This is a genomic window from Pontibacter amylolyticus (genome assembly GCF_014638845.1).
Taxonomy (GTDB): Bacteria; Bacteroidota; Bacteroidia; order Cytophagales; family Hymenobacteraceae; genus Pontibacter; species Pontibacter amylolyticus.
The window spans coordinates 194,956-213,406 of record NZ_BMFP01000008.1 but is presented as its reverse complement, the minus strand read 5'-3'; the positions used below and the strand labels follow the sequence as shown (position 1 = coordinate 213,406).

Here is an 18,451-nt window from a genome sequence, read left to right as displayed (position 1 = left end):
GAGCAAAAAGCGATGTGCGTCTCGGCTCCGTTTATTTTCGTAAATTTAGCGCAATATTACTTTACAGCCTATAAAACTGAAATATGATCGTTGTAACTGGTGCTGCCGGCTTTATCGCGAGTTGCCTTGTGAGCAGGCTCAATGCAGCTAACTTTAATGATATCGTGGTGGTGGACAATTTCTCCGTCGCCAAAAAAGAAGGAAACCTGAAAGGGAAAAAGATAAAGGAGTATGTAGACCGTGATAGTTTCTTTGCATGGCTGGACGATAACTACGAAGAAGTAGAGTTCATCTTCCACCTGGGAGCCCGCACCGACACCACCGAATTCAACAAGGATGTGTTCGACCTGCTCAACCTGAACTACTCCAAGCAGGTATGGAACGCCTGCTGCGAGTACCAGATCCCGCTGGTATACGCCTCCTCGGCCGCTACTTACGGCTCCGGCACGCTGGGCTACGACGACGAAGAAGCCACCATCCCGTTGCTGCAACCACTCAACCCATACGGCGACTCCAAAAACGACTTCGACAAGTGGGCGCTGGAGCAAACGGCAAAGCCTTTCTTTTGGGCTGGCCTGAAGTTCTTCAATGTATACGGCCCGAACGAGTACCACAAAGGCAAGATGGCTTCCGTTATTTTTCATGCCTATAACCAGATCAAGGAAAAAGGCAGTATGAAGCTGTTTCGCTCCCACAACCCCGACTATGCTGACGGCGAGCAGATGCGTGACTTCGTGTATGTGAAGGATGTGGTAGAGGTATGCATGTTCCTGATGCAGCATCGCAAAAATTCCGGCATCTATAACCTGGGATCTGGAAAGGCTCGCACTTTTATGGCGCTGGCCCTCAACACATTCGATGCCATGGGTGTAGAGCCTAACATCGACTTTATGGATACTCCGGAAAACTTGCGCGACAACTATCAGTACTTCACAGAAGCGAACATGAGTAAACTCCGCTCTATCGGTTACAACCGCGAGTTCTATACCTTAGAGGAAGGCGTGAAGGACTATGTGCAGAACTACCTGATGGAAGGGAAATATTATTAATCAGTAATCTCCTGTTTGGCAGGTATAGCAAGGCCCCGCTTATGATTTCATAGGCGGGGCCTTGGTGCTTTTTGTAGGAACGGAATCACGAGTAAGGCATGCCAGGCACAACCGGAGCATTACCTCTGGGCTTGGTTGGTAAAGTTTTTATATTGAGAAATCTACATTGCCTTCTGCATCGTATTGTAAGACCCAACTGAGCCCTTCTATATTACTTCCTCTTTTGAAGGTATAGGTTGTGAAATTATTCGTGGATAGAGTTCTGTAGAAGAGGTCTTGCCACATGCCCAGTCCTTTTAAAGGATTTGTTTTATCATCGTAGCCGCCAAATTGTTCTTCCGTCGTATAGGAAATGGAGTTATCATCCCTATACCTTGCAGTGCCCTCTATTTTTTGCAGGTTGCCCATGCTATCGAAAAGGTACTCCTTGGTTATTATGTTCCACCTATAGTACTGTACTGTCTTCTTCAGTTTCTTTTGGGAATCATAATGATAATAAATAGTATCTGAATATTGATGAGGCGTACTCTCGTCGTATGTGATTTTTCTCGCTACAAGCCCATTTTCCAGAGTAATCTCTCTTTTGAAATCAGTTGAGAAAATATCCACGTCTTTGATTCTTTCCCTTGTCGTGATGGTAATCCTGTTAGCGGAGTGATACTGAAGCGTGTCATAAATATCTGTGGTATAAAATCCTGAAGGGCCTCCAGCAGAAGAGATTGTTATATATCCTCCGCGCCTCTTTGTTACTCGTTCACCATCGTAATCAAAATGAGCGGTCCCTCCGACTACAGGGCGTAGTCTATGTTCTTCCTTGTCGATTAAGTAGTGGCCATTGACACTCATAACCTTCGGTAATAGCGGTTCTGGTGCCTCTTTTTTTGAGCAGGAGCTTATGAAAAGACTGCCGATTATTACTGCTAATAATGTAATTCGCATGATCAGTTGTTCGACAAGTATAGCAAGTCCCTACTTATGGTTGTAGAGGCGGGTCTTTGTTGTTTGTAAGGTTTAAATGGTTACTTCTTTTCTTCCTCTTTGTAAGTAAGCAAATGCTCCGCTGCTTTGCTGAACATACCTGACTGCGTGCCAATGTATACCTTGTCGCCAATCATCGCGATGGAGGTGATAGCATGCCCCTCCAAACCCGTATTGTCCAGCTCTCTCACATTCAGTTTGTCTATACCTGGCTCCACTTCGAAGATCTGGCTATTGTAACTAGCCAGCAATATTTCATTGCTGATGGCATGGTAGGACAACCACTCTGCTGTATTGCCAAGCTGAGCGTCCAGCGACCAGCCATGGTCCGACATGGACCGGAATAAACTATGATTTTGTTTTCTCCCATGCCTGGCCATGGTGTAGAGTTCGCCTTTATGCTCAAAAGAAGTGAAGGCCACCTGATCGGGCATCTGAAAATGAATCTCTCCGTTTTCCGTAATCCTGTAGAAGCCCCAGTCTGTGCCCACAAAAAAATTGCCCTGATGCGACCGCATGTACCGCACATACCCTCCCTCCTCTGCCGGCGTCAGAATACGGGTTTCTTTAAGCACGATTTTGTCATCCTCAAAATAATTTGGCTCAACCGCTAACTTAACCAATAAGTACCTTAAGCTATGCCTTCCAGTTTGCTCATTGAGGTAGGTATAGGGTACCAGGGCCACATGATTTTCTGAAATAGCAAAACTTTCGCTCGAGTTCGATAGCACTAACCGGAAATCTCTGAACTGCGGGTCAATATCGCCTATATCAAGCAGAATTCCGGATCCGCTGGTTACAGGATTATTTACACTTTTGAAGTACAGAAAGCGACCATTAGTTCCACCAAATATTCTGGAGCTGATCGGGTGCTTGTTATGCGACACATTGTTGAACGGATGCATGTAATGCTTTACATCTTCCTGCCCCGCCTCCAGCGTAATAGTAGAGAAAAGGTTCATCCCCAGCACAAGTAGTTTGTCATTTGCACCATACAAGTTGGCAATGTAGCGTTGGCTGTATAAAAACTTATCATGCACCTCCCAGGCGACTATTGGGTCAACCTCTACTTCGTCCAGCTCTTTTTTACAGGAAGAAAACAGCAGGGATAAGCAGAGTACTGGCAAGAGATGCTTGATGGTGATAAGCTGTTTCATGGGTAGGGCATTTAAAAACAGGATTTACTAAATGATTGGATTGTCTGTGAAGGTATGGCAGGTTAATGCAGGATAACGATGTGGTGCAGGTACAGCTTCCCTTCCTCTAGCACTTCAGTTGTTGCGGTCAGCTTTTCCCCATTCTGAAAGAAACCATCCAGTAGCGGTGAAAATCTAAAGTGATGGGTTTGGCCGTTTATGACAAAAGTACGCTCCCGGTTTCCCTGGAAATTCTCCAACAATAGAAAAGGATTCCTTTCCGAAACTTGTGTAGCCGCGCCTCTATGCAGGGTCGACGATTGGGAGATGATATAATCTTTGTCCTCCATCATACCTTCCCACGGGATGCTGGTCTGCCCAAACATATAAAAGAACTCAGCAGTATCGATCTTGCTATTTGCAAACACATTTTCGCCGGAAGCATCTACGAAATTGATGAAATGAAACTGCGGCAAGGGCTCTGTTACATCCTCTTTCTTACAGGCGGTAAATAGGGGCAAAATAAGTAAAACGAGTAGTAGCTTTTTCATGTGTATGTTTTCGTCAGGAGGCCTTATAAGTACAAACGCGGGTTAGGTATGAGAGCTAAACCCTACGAGATGATCAGGCTCCCTCTAACACCTTCTTTACTAATATATAAATTAATATAGCAGGATTGAAATATATTACACGAACTGACTTTTGCTGTAGACGAATGGTGTTGCGAGTTAGCGAAGGAATGCGTTGTTTTAGGGATGCTTAACAGGGCAACATATCGCCACATCTTGTTTCATGTTCTGGCCTGGGCCGCCTTCATTTTCTATGAAGTCTCACTCGTCACACTCATTAACCCCAATATCACTGCACTTTGGGAGTGGATTATCTGGTATACCTTAAATATCAGCTTGTTTTATTTTTTTGCTCATGTTGTTTTGCACCATACGCTCAGGTATAACAAGCTGCTGCTATTGCTGGCCTTGGTCCCTGCCATGATTGCCGTCTATATTCTCCTGCAGTTAGGTATAGAGAAGCTGATCAACCCATTCCGCGAGGTACCACGCGACTTCACGCCTGACAAGATTTGGTATCTGCGTGCTACCTGGCGCTGTGTCTATTTTATGAGTTTTAGCACCGCCTATTGGTTCGTTCGCCAGACCGTCAAAGACCAGAGGCGAATCAACCAGATGAAATTGGCCAGTGTGCAGGCCGAACGGGAAAAAGCCGAGCTCGAGAAAGGGTTGATCCGCTCCCAAAATGCCCTGCTGCAAGCCCAGATCAGCCCTCACCTGCTTTTCAACACGCTTAACTTTATCTATAATTCGGTGCAGGACGTTTCGCCCAAGGCTTCAGAAGGCGTGCTGCTGCTTTCGGAGGTGATGCACTATGCCTTGCAGCGGGTACACGAAGACGGCAAAACCGACCTGCAGCATGAAGTGGAGCACATCGAAAAATACATTGCCCTTAACCAACTGCGCTTCAGCTATCCGCTTCATCTGCAAATGAAGTGCAGCGGCAGGCTACAGGGCAGGATTCCGCCGCTGCTCCTGCTCACTTTTGTGGAGAACACCTTTAAGCACGGCGACCTCACCGACCCAACACAGGCTGCCTGCATTTCCGTTTCACATCATCAGGATCAGCTACACTTCAGCACCAACAATAAAAAGCGCAAGCACCACGGCGGCCGGGGGTATGGCATCGGTATACAAAACGCGAAGACCCGCCTGGGAGAGTTTTATGATGAAGAGGAGTATAGTCTGACAATAGAAGAGGATGAACAACGACATGCCGTGCACCTTAAAATAAAGCTGACATGATCACATGCTATGTAGTAGACGATGAGCGCCATGCGCTGGAGGTGTTGTCAAGGTATATACAGAACACACCCGGCCTGCAACTGATAGGAGCCGAGGAAAATCCGCTGCTCGCCCTCGACGCCATTGCTTCAAGGCAGCTGAAAGCCGATATCACATTCCTGGATGTAGACATGCCCCAACTCTCAGGCGTGGACCTAGACGGCCTGATCAACAGCCGCACCACGGTTGTTTTCACCACCGCCTACCCGGACTACGCCTACCAGGCCTTCGAAAAGAATGCGGTTGACTTTTTGCTCAAGCCTATCTCCTACGAGCGCTTCCTTAAGGCTGTATCCAAGGTAAAGGAAAGTCTGCAGCCTAGGCAAGCTATACCTGCCGTGGAACAGAGCGACGGCTACTTCTTCATCAAAACGGATGTGAAGGGCAAGTTTGTGCGGGTGAACTTCGAAGAGATAAGCTATGTGGAAGCGATGCAAAACTATGTGCGCATCCAAACCGCCACCGAAAAACTAACTACTTACCTGAGCATGAAGGAGGTAGAAGAGCATCTGCCTTCCGCGGACTTCGCCAGGGTACACAAATCTTTCATCGTGCACTTGCCCAAAGTCAAGACAGTAGAAGGAAACCTGATCGTGCTGAGTACCGGAAGCACAGTACCGATGGGCTCGAGCTATAGAACGGCGCTGCTGGATCTGATCAGTGCCAAACTGCTTAAAAGCAAGCGAGTTAATTAGAACAACACCGACACCTGCGTGCGCCCCGTGTGCACCGCGCCTACACTGTTGGCTTTGCGGCCGTCGTAGTTCAGGGAAATGTTGAGGCCGTTGCTCAGGCGCTGCTGCACGTTGAAAGACCAGGTCAGGTTGTTGCCGGGGCGCAGGGCATTCAGAATCTCATACCCCACATAGGAGTTCATATCACCGTCAAACTCAATATTCACCCATTTTATAAGCCCTGATACGGTGCGTTTACTCACCTGGCTCAGTTTGGTCTCCAAGCCCAGTTCATGAAAAGTAGCCTGTTGCTCGGCATCGGCGGGTGAGAGCTTGTCCTCGCGCAGGGCCAGTTGGTAGGTGCCTGTGAAACGCAGCTTGACATTGGGCTGATAAGCCAGCTCGGGGGTAAGCTCATTTGATACGATGCTGAAGTTTTTCGAGCTCAGGAAATTGGAGCGGTTATCGCGAACGTTCTGAGCCAGGCTAATTTTAGAACTCAGCACCTCATTCAGATTCAAACGGGCCATGATTTGATGATTGCCCACGCTGCGGGTTTCGGTGCCGTTTGCCAGTAGCGACTTCTGCTGGTTTTGCTGCACCGTATACTCCAGGCCATATTTCGGGTTGCTGCGGTTAAAGTAGAACGTATTGCGTAACGATTTCACCAGCGAGATCAGAAACTCGTCCTCAAAATCTTCACTGAATGGGTTAAAGCGGTTCATCACCTCATCATCCGTTGTCTTTTTGTCGATGCTCACAAAACTCAGGGCTGAGAACTTGGCCATAAAACCCTTGAAGCCTTCGGCGCTACGCCAGCTTCGGGGCACGTTGCTGTTCAGGCGGTAGGTAAAGCGATTGGTATAGGCGTTGATATACTCGTCCGTCGGCAAAAACACTTTGATGAAACGTCGCTGGTCCACTGTCTGAGCCTCGAGGTAATCGTTCAGGTCGTTGGGGTTGCCCTCGTCGCGAAGGTAGTGCGTGCCCTGTCCCGGCATGGTTTCCCGGAAAACGAAGATGCGCTTCAGTTCACGGCCGGTACCCACCGAGTAGCTCATCTCGGAACGGAAACTGCCATCCAGAAAAGAAGTATTCCAGTCAATGCGCGACTGCACGGTTTCCTCATCCTTCCCCTGTTCGAACTCCAGATTTCTGTAAGTGGCCTGCAATGCGATGTCGCTGTCGCGGCCATACTTGCGCTGGAGCATGGCGTTGTAGGTCTGGCCTACTTCCGGCGCCCCCATCTCTCCCTGCGTCGTCGGGCGCAGGTCGGTGCGGTAACTGTAATCTACCCGAAAACGGGTTTTGGCGGTATCCGGACTCTCTACAAAAAACACATGCTCGTCAAAATACATGGCGGAGCCCGTCACCGAATCGGTGCCGAGGGCGGTGAGCTTGTTCTTGTCGAATCGATACACGTAGCCGGGCTCTATTTTGCCGAGTCTATACCTGGCGCCCACGTCACCCCTGTACCATTCCGACTCGCGGGTCGCCTGCTCGCTGTTCAGCATGAAAAAACTGTTGCGCAATTCCAGTTTGCCAAACGCACGGTTCAGATCCACCTGGTGCTGCGTACCATCCACCTGCTGGTGCCGGTAGCGACGGCTGATGCGGTAGTTGACCAGGTTCTGCGGATCCCGCACAGCTCCTACCGAAAAGTGAAAAATATGGTCCTCGGCTTTCTGATTCGAGTTTTCCAGACTCCAGTCGCGGTCAAACTCTATGGGCCTGTAACGGTCGATGGGTTCAAAATTGACAGCGGTGTATTCGTAGTTGAGCGTACTGTTGAGGCGGTACTTGCCCAGGAAAGAAATTTGCCGATCCTGTACGGCGTAGCCCACCCGCATAGCAGCTCCGTTGTCATCCTGCGCATCGAGGCGGGAGAAGCGGTTCAGGTCATTCTGCGAAGCTGCACCTTCCAGGAAGAAGTTCACCCCTTTTTTCAGTTCATAGTTACCCCCCAGCGTGATCAGCTGCTTTTTGCGCGGCGTGGGCAGTATCCGCACAGGCGCAAAGTTGCCCTGCGGCACGCCATTGACAGGCGCCACCCAGCGATACACCCTGCCATTCACCGCAGTATTGGCCACCACATAGTTTCCCCGGTTTGCACCCACCTCCGAGAACCGCACATTATAGATCGCCGAGTCTGGATTGCTGGAGAAAACATAAACCTGCTCAGGTATACCGTTCACCAGTGTGTCGCGCAAAGCATAGAGTACCTGCGCCGGGTCAAAAGGCACCTGCGTCGCTCCCGGAACCACGGCTAGGTCCAGGCTATCGCCTATACCTGCCAGCAGGCGTTTGTCTTCGTCACGCAGGTCAAGATGCAGCAGGTTGTTGGGGTTGTCCGATTCGTTGTAGTAGTTGGCGTATACCTGCACTTTGCCCAGTTGCTGGTAATGGCTGGCGTGGTAAATGCTGCGGCTGTAGTTGAGGTCGGAGTACTCAAAGTCCACCCGAATACGGGAGTTCTTCGTGATGACGTGGCGGGTCGTGAAGGTGATTTCGGCCTGGTTGTAATCGATTACATAATCGAAGTCGAAGCCACGGGTCAGGAGGCGGCCATCCAAAAAGACACGCTCCGAGTTGGCCAGCACGATGATGAATCGCTCGTTATTGGGCCCACGCAATCGGTAAGGTCCCTGCACGCCTTCCAATGCCTCCACCGCCTGGGAGGCAAACTTGCCTTTCGACACTGAGGCTGCCACTGTGGTGGTGCCCAGTTTTTCCGGTGATTTGCCGAAGGTAGTTTCAAAAGCGCCGCCCTGCACGTTTTTGTAAAACTGCATGAAGTAGGACGGCTTGCTGCGCAGCACCACATCCCCTGCCGACAACTGCCACTGTTTGTGCTTGAGGGTCATGTACACCCGGTCAAACTCGTTCAGCTGCTGTGTATTTCCTTCCGGCTGGAAAGGTATGTTCTGGTCCGTGATTGCCGCTGTAATGTCGATGTCTTCGGTCAGTTTTCCGTCGAGTTGCAGGTTCAGGGCAGAGTTTACAAACACGTTCTGTGTGTTGCCAAAGGATATACCGCGCGAAATGCTTCCCGTTTTGTTCAGGCCGGGAGTCTTGAATATCTCTTCTCGCTGGGCAAAGTCCTCCTGATACAACTCTTTCGGCGAACCGCTGCGGTCCAGTTTCAGGATGTCGCGGCGGAAAGCAGGCTTGGCCAGGCTCAGCGGCAGGGTTCTGTAGCACACCAGCACCGAGTCAGGTATAGGCACCATGGTTCCGAGCGTATCCATGATCTGGTAAGTGGGCGCCGGGAACTCAGTTAGCCTGAACTCGTGGGTATAGTAGTTGTAGTCAAACTTGATCTTGTCTTTGTTTGGACCAACGAACGTGACGGTGCTGACATCGATGGTCAGCGTGTCAAGTTGCTGGGGGTAGTCAGTCAGGTATAGCCACTTGCAGTGCCGGTTATTTACGGGAGCCTGGGCTAGCGAAGGCAGGCTCAACAGCAATAGCAGGATACCGGTAACCAAACACCGGATCATGTGGTGGCCAGCGGTAAAGAAATGTAAAACGTCGTTCCCTCCCCTTCTTCTGTCACAAACCAGATGCGACCACCCGCGTTTTCAATTCCTTTTTTGGCAACAGCCAATCCTATACCTGAGCCCGTGTACTTGGTACTGAAGTTAGGTATAAATACTTTGTGCTGAATTTCGACAGGTATACCGCTGCCATTATCGGCAATCGATACAAGCGCCTCGTTATTCCCATTCACCTTCAGGTCTATCCTGATCACGGGCTTCCGATCAGCAGGCACCGCCTGTATGGCATTCAGCAGCAGGTTATTGAAGGTGCGTACCAGCAGCGCCTCGTCAGCCATCACCATCACGGGCTCCTCCGGTATGCGCAGCTTGGTTTTCACAGAGGCCGGATTAGTGTGTAGGTCAGCGGCTTTGTGCAGGGCGGCCCCCAAGTCCATCAGCTCGGCTTTCGGCTCGGGCATGGAGGTGAAGTTAGAGAACGAGGTGGCGATATCGCTCAGGATGTTGATCTGGGTAATCAGCGTATGCGAGATCTTGTTGATCATCTGCTCCGTGTTCGGGTTCTTTTCCGCAATGGCCTTCTGGAGGTACTGCAGCGAAAGCTTCATCGGGGTAAGCGGATTTTTGATCTCGTGCGCCACTTGCCTGGCCATTTCGCGCCAGGCGGCCTCCTTCTCGCGCATCGCCAGTTCTACCTTGTTCTGCTCCAGTGTCAGCAGCATGCGGTTATACTCGTTCACCAGCATCCCGATCTCATCGGCCCCTTCATACGCCAGCATCTCGTTTTTGCCTGTCAGGGAGGTATGCTTCAACTTATCGGCCAGCATACGCAGCGGCACCGTCAGGGCTCTGGAGGCGAAGAATGTCAGGATAATGAACACGATGAACATGACCGTGAAGATATTCATGGTGGTCGTGATCAGTTCGATCAGCTTCAGGTCCAGCTGTCGCTCCGAGTCGAAGAATGGGATACCGATAAAGCCGATCAGCTTTTCGGGGTCGTTGTCGGGGCGCAGCGGCAGGTATAGGGCATTGAAGCTCAGATTCCCGGCGTGTTCGTCGAGCAGTACCCGCAAGGCCTGCCGCTCTGAAATGGCCGCAAAGGCATTTGGGTTGACCAATTTAGAGAGCAGTCCCGACTCAAAAATGAGCGGTTGGCTGGTGACCAGCAGCCGCCCGTTACGATCATACAAACTGACATCGGCCTCAGACAAAGCCGCAATGGAAGCCACACGGCGAAGCAAGCGGTTGCGGTCCGGCATTACTTCAAGGGTGGTCGGCCTGCTCAGATGATCCTGTATGGCCTCCCCCTTCTTTTCGTAAGACGAAAGCAGGTCTTTCTTGTAAGAGCCGGTCACCAGACTGGCCGTTACGATGCTTACCAGCATCAGGGGCAGCAGGATACCGAAATTCAGGAAAAGCTGAATCTTGGTACTGAAGTTCGGTTGAAAATCACGCAGTCGCTCCCGGTTGAGTAAAATATACAGCAAGGCCACCACAATCAGGCAGGCGGTGAAGAACAGAAACAAGAACGAAAAATTAGAGAGCACTTCACGGGCTCCGTACTTACTGGTCGTGATGATCACAGTCGGCCCTGAATCGGTCTTTACGCCCAAATGGTGAAATCCCTCTTCGGTGGCTCCCTGCCGGTATAGCTCGCCCCGCTCCAACTCTTTGCGATCGAAATTAGTAGCATAGTCGAACTCCCCCTCGCTATAAGTCAGCCTGCCATTTTCATAGATCCCGTAACTCAGAATATCAGCCCGAAAAGGCTGCTGGTGCTGCTGCCCGGCCAGTAGCTCCGGTACCAGGCTGTTTGGGAGCAATTCCTTCAGACTCAACTGCAGCACAATGGTGCCATACAGCTGCGTACCCAGGGGCACTTCGATCAGTTTTAAATAAAAACGGGTATGCGGTCGCGCCGGGTCGTTTACCAGGTATAGGTTCTCGTACTCTGTCTTGTTGCGAGCCGTGGCGTACTTTATCCGCAGTTCATCCAGTGTGGCAGCCGTGGTATCAGCACTCTCCAGCGTACGCCCCTGGCTGTCAAACAGCAAAATATTGGCTTCATACTTATCAAAATAGTCCGGCAAAAACTGGCGGGATATTTTCCGCTTGATAAAAAAGGCATCCACATAGGGCCCCTTCATCTTCGTTTGAATCAGCACGTCCTCTGAAACGCGAACTGCTACGTCCTCTTCCAGCAGATACTCAGCCAGCACGTCGTTGCCCTGCATCAGGTCGAATGCAAACTTTTGCTTATAAGCCAATAACTCACTTTGGAAGTGCGTGTAAAGCGAGGCAGCACCCGTCAAGCTGCTGACGGCGATGATCAAAAAGAAAAAAAGGTAGGTACGGTAGGGCAAGCTAATCGCCTGCCGATGCTGCGCTGCCAGCAGAACGACCGCCCAGAAAACGGTACCGATCAGGATCACGGGTACCCAGCGCATATTGAACACCAGCGCCAACACGGTCAGTACAACTGCTATACCTAGTAATACCTTGTATGGCCACCAGCCATTTGATTTTCGTAACAGCACATTCACGACCGATGCCAGCATGTAGGCAAAAAGGCTCAGGGCCACGGTATGCAGAAACATCAGGCTGTACATCACCAGCTTGTACCGCTCCAGTTCAATAGACTGGTTGATGTCGAGTGCCAGCGGTGAGTTGTGGTAGATACCATAGTAAAAGCGGAACAAAATGGCCAGCAGCCCAAAGAAGGCGAGCATGGCAATCCCGATCGCAAGCATGCTCTTTTTCGGAGAGTAGGCTTTAATGGTGGTAAGAACTTCGTTTTTGTGAAACAGGTAGTAAGCAGCCCAGGCTACTGTAACGAGGAGCAACACATTGAGTGCCAGATCCCCTACCGAGGGAGACCAGAAGGAGGCCGCATAGAGGCGTGGATCAAACAGTTCCGTCTCCACGATCAGAAACGGGAGGTTGAGAAATAAAAGCGCGAACCGAAAACCTAAAAGCAAGGCCAGCAGTAACACAATGCCCTCCGTATAGCGCTGGCGTTTTAAAAAAAACCTGCTTAGCGAAATGCTGAACCAGATAAAGAAGAGGGTCCCCAGGATGAGCAGCATAAGCTGCAGGTTGTCAAAACCGGCATCAATTCTCCCTGACCCATGATCGACTGCGAAAAGAAAATCCCCCGCACTGGTCTTTACCTGCGGCAATCGCCCCGGATTGTCGAGCACCAGCCGCACATCCGCCTTCCCGAAAATACTTTGCTGCAAACCTGACGACAGGTAATCCTGGGTATTACCGTAGTCTACCTGCAGGGGTATGTAAGTGAAAATTTGATAATCGCTGACGCGATGCGGCATGACGACAAAAGTGCCGTAACTGTTCCGGATGGTCGAGATGGAGCGGGCTGTTGGTGGCAGATCCAGGTCGGGTATAACCGTATGGTCAGACCAGAACACCAGGCGGCCATTCTTGTATACAAAAGTGGGGTAATGCGTTTTAGATAGCAGCTTCGAAAAACTTATCTCATCTTTTTGCAGTTGCTCGCCCACGCGATTGGCTTCCTGCTCTGCATCTGACAACAGCGCCTGTACCCGCTGGGATATGTGCTGTTGGGTCTGCGCTCTTTCGGCCTCCAACCAGGAAACCGGCACCCTGTAATGCAAAAAAGCTGTCGCCATAAAGCACAGCGCAGCAAGGGCAAATAAGATTATTGGCGCAATATTCCGGTTCAAAGCAGTATGGATTACCCACGAATTTAAGCAATTCGTGCTATAAGAGCATGACTTATAGGCGGCTAAAATGCTAGCGATGACCTATAGCCACATTTAATTCGGGAATACGTGCGCATTCCGTAGCAATTCCGGATCAAATTTCACTCCAGAAATCACCAATTCATTAAAAAAAGGACCACCTACAGGGTAGCTGCCTGCAGGTGGTCCTTTGTATAAGATTGAATTAACCGTAATTAGAAATCAGGGATCCGGCCAGTTCTAACTGTGAGAAGTTTTCCCCTAAGCGGCTTTCGCTTTTTTCATGCGGTTACTCTTATACCACATAAATCCTACTGTACCAACCAGTAAGTAAGGAATCAGCATGAGGTATAGGATGCCTGTGTTCAACCCCGCTCCTACCTGTGAATCAGAGTCTGTTTTGCCGGTTCCAACGTTAGACTCTACCGTGGCACGGCACATGGCACATTGGCTATAGGCCTCAGTGGACACAAAACTCAGCGTAAGCATCAGCAGGCCCGCAAAAAGTATTCTGAATGAGTGACGTTTCATAATCTTAAAACAAGCGTTTAATGTTCCTAGTTCTAACTATAATACGGAGAAATCAACATGTAGACAAGTACACCCGTCACGGCCACATACAACCAGATCGGGAACGTCCACTTTGATATACGACGGTGACGTGCAAACTGCTCAGACAAGGCAAAGTACACCGAGAGGAGTACCAATGGGACGATCACCACGGCAAGCACAATATGTGTGAGCAGTATAAAGTAGTAGAAGAGCTTCAGTATACCATCTCCGCCGTATATCGTGCGCTCACCCAGAAAATGGTAGGTAACGTATGATATCAGGAAAATAGCAGATAGACCGAAAGCGGTGCCCATGGCCGTGCGATGGACTCTTACATTGCCTTTTCTGATATTGTAGTAACCTATCACCAGAAGAATGGCTGTGAGAGAATTCAAAATGGCATGCAGCGTTGGCAGGAACGACACATCAACTGCATCTGAACCCTCCTTTGGCATAAAGAAAAGCATGGCCACCACCACAGGTATAGCAATCGACAAAATAGCTATTACTACTAAAAACTTTTTGTCATTGCCAGCAGCAGGGCTATTTTGATTTGCTGTATTCATCTAAAAGAACTTTAATTTCTAGTATCAGGCGATCCACATCCTCCTTGTCGGTACCATCATAGATACCTCTCACATACCTGTCTTTATCCACCAGCATGAACTTCTCGCTGTGAATAAAGTCTTGTTGACCTTCCACCTTCATCACAGGCAAGTAAAAACCTTTCTGTGCCAGGTTGTAAATTTTTTCGCGGTCCCCGGTCAGGAAGTACCATTTGGCAGGATCGGCGTTGTAGCGCTCGCCGTACTCACGCAGCACTTCCGGGGTGTCGTGCTCCGGGTTAACAGAAAAGGATACCAGTTTTACCTGCTCTTCATCATGGAAGGCCTCCTGCACTCGAACCATCTGCGACGACATTTCCTTGCAAATATCCGGACAGGTCGCAAAGAAGAAGTCAGCTACATAGATATTGCCATCCAGCTCGTTTTGAGAGATTGCCTGCCCTTGCTGGGAAGTGAACTCGAAGACAGGTACCTGCTTGAAAAGGGTATCCCCCTGTGCATCCCGAACAACATCGCCGGTAGCGGTGACCTGCGGAAAATATTTACGGAGCGTGTAGTGGTGTTCACCAAAACTACCGATAAATATAAAAATAAGAAGAGGCACTAATAGTAGGATCCCTAATATTAGTGCCTTTGAGTTACTCATAATCAGTGTACTTAGTTGAAGTAGTTTGTAATGGAATCGAAGTAATAGCTTCCTTCCGAAATAAGTGCTACCATGAGCCACATGATAAGGGCCAGAGGTATAATGATAGACCAGATCAGCGCCTTCGTTTCATGCTTTAAGTGCATAAACTCTGCTACAATGTAGAATGCTTTAAAAATGGTCAACACAATGAAGATAGCATTACGCAGTGTACCTGCATCCATTGTAAAAGCGAAAAGAAACTCAACCGCTGTCAAGGCTACCAGGATAAAGAATGTTTTCCAGATAACCTTTGTCTGCGCTTTAGGGATTTCACCTGTCTGGTGAAAATCGTTGGAGTGATCCGAGTGAGCTGCCATAGTATGCTTTATTTTTATAAGGCAGTATCCGGTTTTTCACGGATACTGCATCTGTTTTAAAGTTTGACTTATTAATTAGATCAGGTAGAAGAAAGTAAATACGAATACCCATACCAGGTCTACAAAGTGCCAGTACAGACCGATCTTCTCTACCATCTCATAATGGCCACGTTTATGGTATACGCCGTTTACCGTGCTGATGAAGGCAATAACCAGAAGTACCCATCCAATGGTTACGTGGAAGCCGTGGAAACCAGTGATAAAAAAGAACAGGTTGGCGAACAAGGGCGGGCCGTATTGGTTCATGGTCATGTTAGCACCAAAAACCCTGGTGCCGTCAGCCAATAGCATGCCTTCGTCAGTACCGGTGATAAAGTGTGTCCACTCCCAGGCTTGGCAGCCAAGGAAAGTACCACCAAACAAGATTGTCCAAAGCAACCACTTCTGAACATCATTTTTGTCCATGCGGTGACCGGCTTCCACAGCCAGTACCATTGTTACGGAACTCAAGATGAGGATCATGGTCATCAAGGCCACGAATGCCAGCGGCAGGTCTACACCATGAAAACCAGGGAAAGCATTGAACACTTTCTCAGGTATAGGCCACCATTCCGTTGAGAATTGAAAGTCTTCCGGACGTCCTGTGTAAGGCAGGTGACTGTGACGCGACAAACCATAAACGATCAGGAATGCCCCAAAAGTAAATGCGTCAGAGAGCAGGAAAAACCACATCATGAGTTTTCCATAGCTCGCTTTTAGTGGTTCATTGCCACCGTCCCATGTACCTGTTTTAGGTTCTTCCAGCGTAGTTGATGTAGACATAGTTTAGTATTGAAAAAAACGTGTTTAGTGATTTAATCTCAAAAATATATACAAGTATAGCCAAAGGCCACCCAGGAAGTGCCAGTAAATGGTGCATAGCTGAATACGCAGCATGTTCTTGGAGTGGACCTTGTAACGCAAACTTGACATTATTACCACCGCCACATAAATAAGGCCAGTGATCAGGTGAAAACCGTGTACACCTGTTAATACATACATGAATGAACCGGAAGGGTTACTTGCCTCTCCTCCGAAGTACACATTATTGCTCACCAGTTCAGCCCATCCGTTCCATTGTCCGATCAGAAATGTGATGCCTAACCCGAACGTTAAGTACAACATAAGACGCAGCCTGGCTATATTGTCCTGAGCGGCAGCGTTATGGGCGAGCTGCATGGTAACGCTGCTCAGGGCGATAACCACCGTGTTAATCAACAGGATGTTCGGCAGGTCAAATTCTAACCAGTTGCCTTCCGCACGACGCACTAAATATGCGCTCGTAAAGGCTGCAAACATCATAATTATACTAATAATAAGCAACGACAGTGTGAATTTTAATGGATGAATTCCTCCTGTGTTGTTCTCTTCCCCCAATGATTTGGCAACCATATCCATACCCTAAATTTTATCTAAAACGAAAGCTATCTGTACGATAGGCAAATACAAAAAGGACCCAAACATAATGTTCATAGCTGCCTTGTTGGTACAAGTGCGCATCAAATGAAAAGTCTGAGCCAAAAACAAGACGCCACAGATCACAGCGATCAGCGCTGAGGTAGTGCCTGTCATGCCAAACTGCAAAGGCAACAAGCTAAGCGGAATCAGAAGCAAGGTATAGATCATGATCTGGATCGCAGTCTTCAGATTCTTTCCTCCTTCCATTGGAAGCATTTTGAATCCTGCTCTTTTGTAATCTTCGTCCAGCACCCAGGCAATCGCCCAGAAATGCGGGAATTGCCAGATAAACTGTATCCCGAAAAGAATCCAGGCTTCCACGCTCACAACTCCAGTTGCAGCCACCCAACCAATCAGTGGAGGCAATGCGCCAGGTATGGCCCCTACAAAAACATTGATGGGGCTGATACGCTTCAGTGGCGTGTAAATGAATCCGTAAAGAATGAGCGACAACAGCGCAATGGCTGCCGTCAGCGTATTAAAGAAACCAGCGAGGATCAACAAACCCCCTACTCCTATCAGCACACCGAAAGTGGCGGCTTCCGCCACACTCAGCGTACTTGTTGGAAGCGGTCTGTTTGCCGTGCGCTTCATCAACTTGTCGAGGTCCTTCTCCAGGATCTGGTTCACAATGTTGGCGGCACCTGTGACCATTAACCCACCCAGCATCACCAATGCAATCTTTACCCAACTTCCACCCGGGTGACCTAGTATATAGCCTATGGCACTGGAGAAAGCCACCGTAAAACTCAGTCTAAACTTGAGGAGTTTAAAGTATGCTGAAGCCTTTTCTGCCGTACTAGCTAGAGTCACTACCGATTCTGATCTATCTGTAATCATTAATTAAGAACCACTACCGGTTTTTCGACCGCCTTTTTAGAGGCGTAGTAATAAAAAATCAATATCAGAAACTGAACGCCGAATAGCAGGGTAGCAATCGTCAGGTGCAGTGGTTGCAGAAATGCAGGGATAGCAAAATAAGCCATGATTACCCCAAATGCGATCTCAGCAACGAGCAGCACCATCATCCAGTTTACCATCATATTCAACTGGCGGTCTTTTAGCTTATAAATCAAATAAGCCATGTAAACATGCATCGCCAGTAACAGGATAGAGAAAGAGCGATGGATATAGAAACTCAGCCCGAGCTGATCTACCCAAAGATCTCTGTTACTTCCATTCATTTCAAAAGCTACGACATCCACTTCTTCACGCACCTGCGTTCCGATCAGTATCTGAACAAAGGTAGCGGCGGCTACGAGTCCGATGACAAAAAACAGGTGTCCCGAAGCTTTAAACCGTGGTGTAATAAAAGCAGCCTGTGAACGAATAACCGCATACTGCAGCAATGCTACCAGCACAAGGGCCAGTGCCATGTGTATCGTAATAGTAACCGGCAGCAGGTTTGTAGACACCACAATAGAGCCCAGCCAACCCTGGAAACCTACCAGCACAAAACTTAGCAGTGAGAGATAGAAAACAGACTTGTCAGTTTTCAGGTAAGGTATAGCATACAGCACCGTCAGGAATATCAGAATCCCGATCACGGCCCCTACCAGACGGTTGATATATTCTATCCATGTCTTTGTCACATTGAAATCCGTTTCAATGTGCTGCAGTGGGTGATCGCGTAATTCGCCTGCCGCTTTGTCCAAACCTACCTTATCCAGAAACCCGGCTAGCCTCTGATTCTTTTCTACACGTTGTTCCTTGTAGACTTCCAGATAATCATCTGGTAATTGGCTAACATCAGTTGGAGGAACCCAACTGCCAAAACACTTGGGCCAGTCCGGACATCCCATTCCTGAGCCCGTGCTCCGCACGATTCCTCCAACCAATATTAGAAAGTAAACAGCTAATACTGTTAGTACTCCAATATTCCTAAACCTTTTGTATGGAAAAGATTTATCTGTCATTTA

At 48.9% G+C, this 18,451-nt stretch carries 16 protein-coding genes; 3 read left to right on the top strand and 13 right to left on the bottom strand.

Annotated features, from left to right (window positions below; translation table 11 throughout):
* Positions 1 to 83: 83 nt before the first annotated feature.
* Positions 84 to 1,049 carry an ADP-glyceromanno-heptose 6-epimerase gene (rfaD, locus tag IEV97_RS18430; RefSeq protein WP_188502964.1) on the top strand — a complete coding sequence of 322 codons (966 nt, stop codon included), beginning with the start codon at positions 84 to 86 and terminating at the stop codon, positions 1,047 to 1,049.
* Positions 1,050 to 1,196: 147 nt separating this feature from the next.
* Here the strand turns inward: rfaD and IEV97_RS18425 are convergent, their stop codons facing one another.
* From IEV97_RS18425 to IEV97_RS18415, 3 genes are all read right to left on the bottom strand, one after another.
* Entirely contained in the window at positions 1,197 to 1,988 is a 792-nt protein-coding gene (locus IEV97_RS18425) for a hypothetical protein (RefSeq protein WP_188502963.1), read from the bottom strand.
* An 80-nt stretch (positions 1,989 to 2,068) separates the two neighbouring features.
* Entirely contained in the window at positions 2,069 to 3,184 is a 1,116-nt protein-coding gene (locus IEV97_RS18420; RefSeq protein WP_188502962.1) for a hypothetical protein, read from the bottom strand.
* A gap of 62 nt (positions 3,185 to 3,246) precedes the next feature.
* Complete coding sequence (locus tag IEV97_RS18415) at positions 3,247 to 3,714, bottom strand: hypothetical protein (RefSeq protein WP_188502961.1); 468 nt, start codon at positions 3,712 to 3,714, stop codon at positions 3,247 to 3,249.
* Between the two features lie 381 nt (positions 3,715 to 4,095).
* On the opposite strand from IEV97_RS18415, the gene IEV97_RS18410 reads away from it, so the two are divergent.
* The gene (locus IEV97_RS18410; protein ID WP_188502960.1) at positions 4,096 to 4,977 is read left to right on the top strand and encodes a sensor histidine kinase; all 882 of its coding nucleotides are present in this window, start codon (positions 4,096 to 4,098) and stop codon (positions 4,975 to 4,977) included.
* Positions 4,974 to 5,711 carry a LytR/AlgR family response regulator transcription factor gene (locus IEV97_RS18405; protein WP_188502959.1) on the top strand — a complete coding sequence of 246 codons (738 nt, stop codon included), beginning with the start codon at positions 4,974 to 4,976 and terminating at the stop codon, positions 5,709 to 5,711. The genes IEV97_RS18410 and IEV97_RS18405 overlap by 4 nt, the downstream gene beginning before the upstream one ends.
* Here the strand turns inward: IEV97_RS18405 and IEV97_RS18400 are convergent.
* From IEV97_RS18400 to IEV97_RS18355, 10 genes are all read right to left on the bottom strand, one after another.
* Entirely contained in the window at positions 5,708 to 9,190 is a 3,483-nt protein-coding gene (locus tag IEV97_RS18400; RefSeq protein WP_188502958.1) for a DUF8818 domain-containing protein, read from the bottom strand. The genes IEV97_RS18405 and IEV97_RS18400 overlap by 4 nt on opposite strands.
* The gene (locus tag IEV97_RS18395) at positions 9,187 to 12,840 is read right to left on the bottom strand and encodes a sensor histidine kinase (RefSeq protein WP_229734030.1); all 3,654 of its coding nucleotides are present in this window, start codon (positions 12,838 to 12,840) and stop codon (positions 9,187 to 9,189) included. Before IEV97_RS18395 ends, IEV97_RS18400 begins: the two co-directional genes overlap by 4 nt.
* Positions 12,841 to 13,173: 333 nt before the next feature.
* Complete coding sequence (locus IEV97_RS18390) at positions 13,174 to 13,443, bottom strand: CAMCR motif-containing small membrane protein (RefSeq protein WP_229734029.1); 270 nt, start codon at positions 13,441 to 13,443, stop codon at positions 13,174 to 13,176.
* 32 nt (positions 13,444 to 13,475) lie between these two features.
* Entirely contained in the window at positions 13,476 to 14,030 is a 555-nt protein-coding gene (locus tag IEV97_RS18385) for a DUF420 domain-containing protein (RefSeq protein ID WP_188502957.1), read from the bottom strand.
* A complete protein-coding gene (locus tag IEV97_RS18380) occupies positions 14,008 to 14,634 on the bottom strand; it encodes an SCO family protein (protein ID WP_229734028.1) in 627 nt (208 codons plus the stop codon). The genes IEV97_RS18385 and IEV97_RS18380 overlap by 23 nt, the downstream gene beginning before the upstream one ends.
* Positions 14,635 to 14,687: 53 nt before the next feature.
* Positions 14,688 to 15,035: a cytochrome C oxidase subunit IV family protein gene (locus tag IEV97_RS18375; RefSeq protein WP_188502955.1), complete on the bottom strand. Its 348-nt coding sequence runs from the start codon at positions 15,033 to 15,035 to the stop codon at positions 14,688 to 14,690.
* Between the two features lie 75 nt (positions 15,036 to 15,110).
* Entirely contained in the window at positions 15,111 to 15,857 is a 747-nt protein-coding gene (locus tag IEV97_RS18370; RefSeq protein WP_188502954.1) for a cytochrome c oxidase subunit 3, read from the bottom strand.
* A gap of 24 nt (positions 15,858 to 15,881) precedes the next feature.
* The gene (locus IEV97_RS18365; RefSeq protein ID WP_188502953.1) at positions 15,882 to 16,472 is read right to left on the bottom strand and encodes a cytochrome c oxidase subunit 3; all 591 of its coding nucleotides are present in this window, start codon (positions 16,470 to 16,472) and stop codon (positions 15,882 to 15,884) included.
* Positions 16,473 to 16,475: 3 nt separating this feature from the next.
* Positions 16,476 to 17,372, bottom strand: a complete 897-nt coding sequence (cyoE, locus tag IEV97_RS18360) for a heme o synthase (protein ID WP_188502952.1) — start codon at positions 17,370 to 17,372, stop codon at positions 16,476 to 16,478.
* Positions 17,372 to 18,448, bottom strand: a complete 1,077-nt coding sequence (locus tag IEV97_RS18355) for a COX15/CtaA family protein (protein ID WP_188502951.1) — start codon at positions 18,446 to 18,448, stop codon at positions 17,372 to 17,374. Before IEV97_RS18355 ends, cyoE begins: the two co-directional genes overlap by 1 nt.
* Positions 18,449 to 18,451 lie beyond the last annotated feature (3 nt).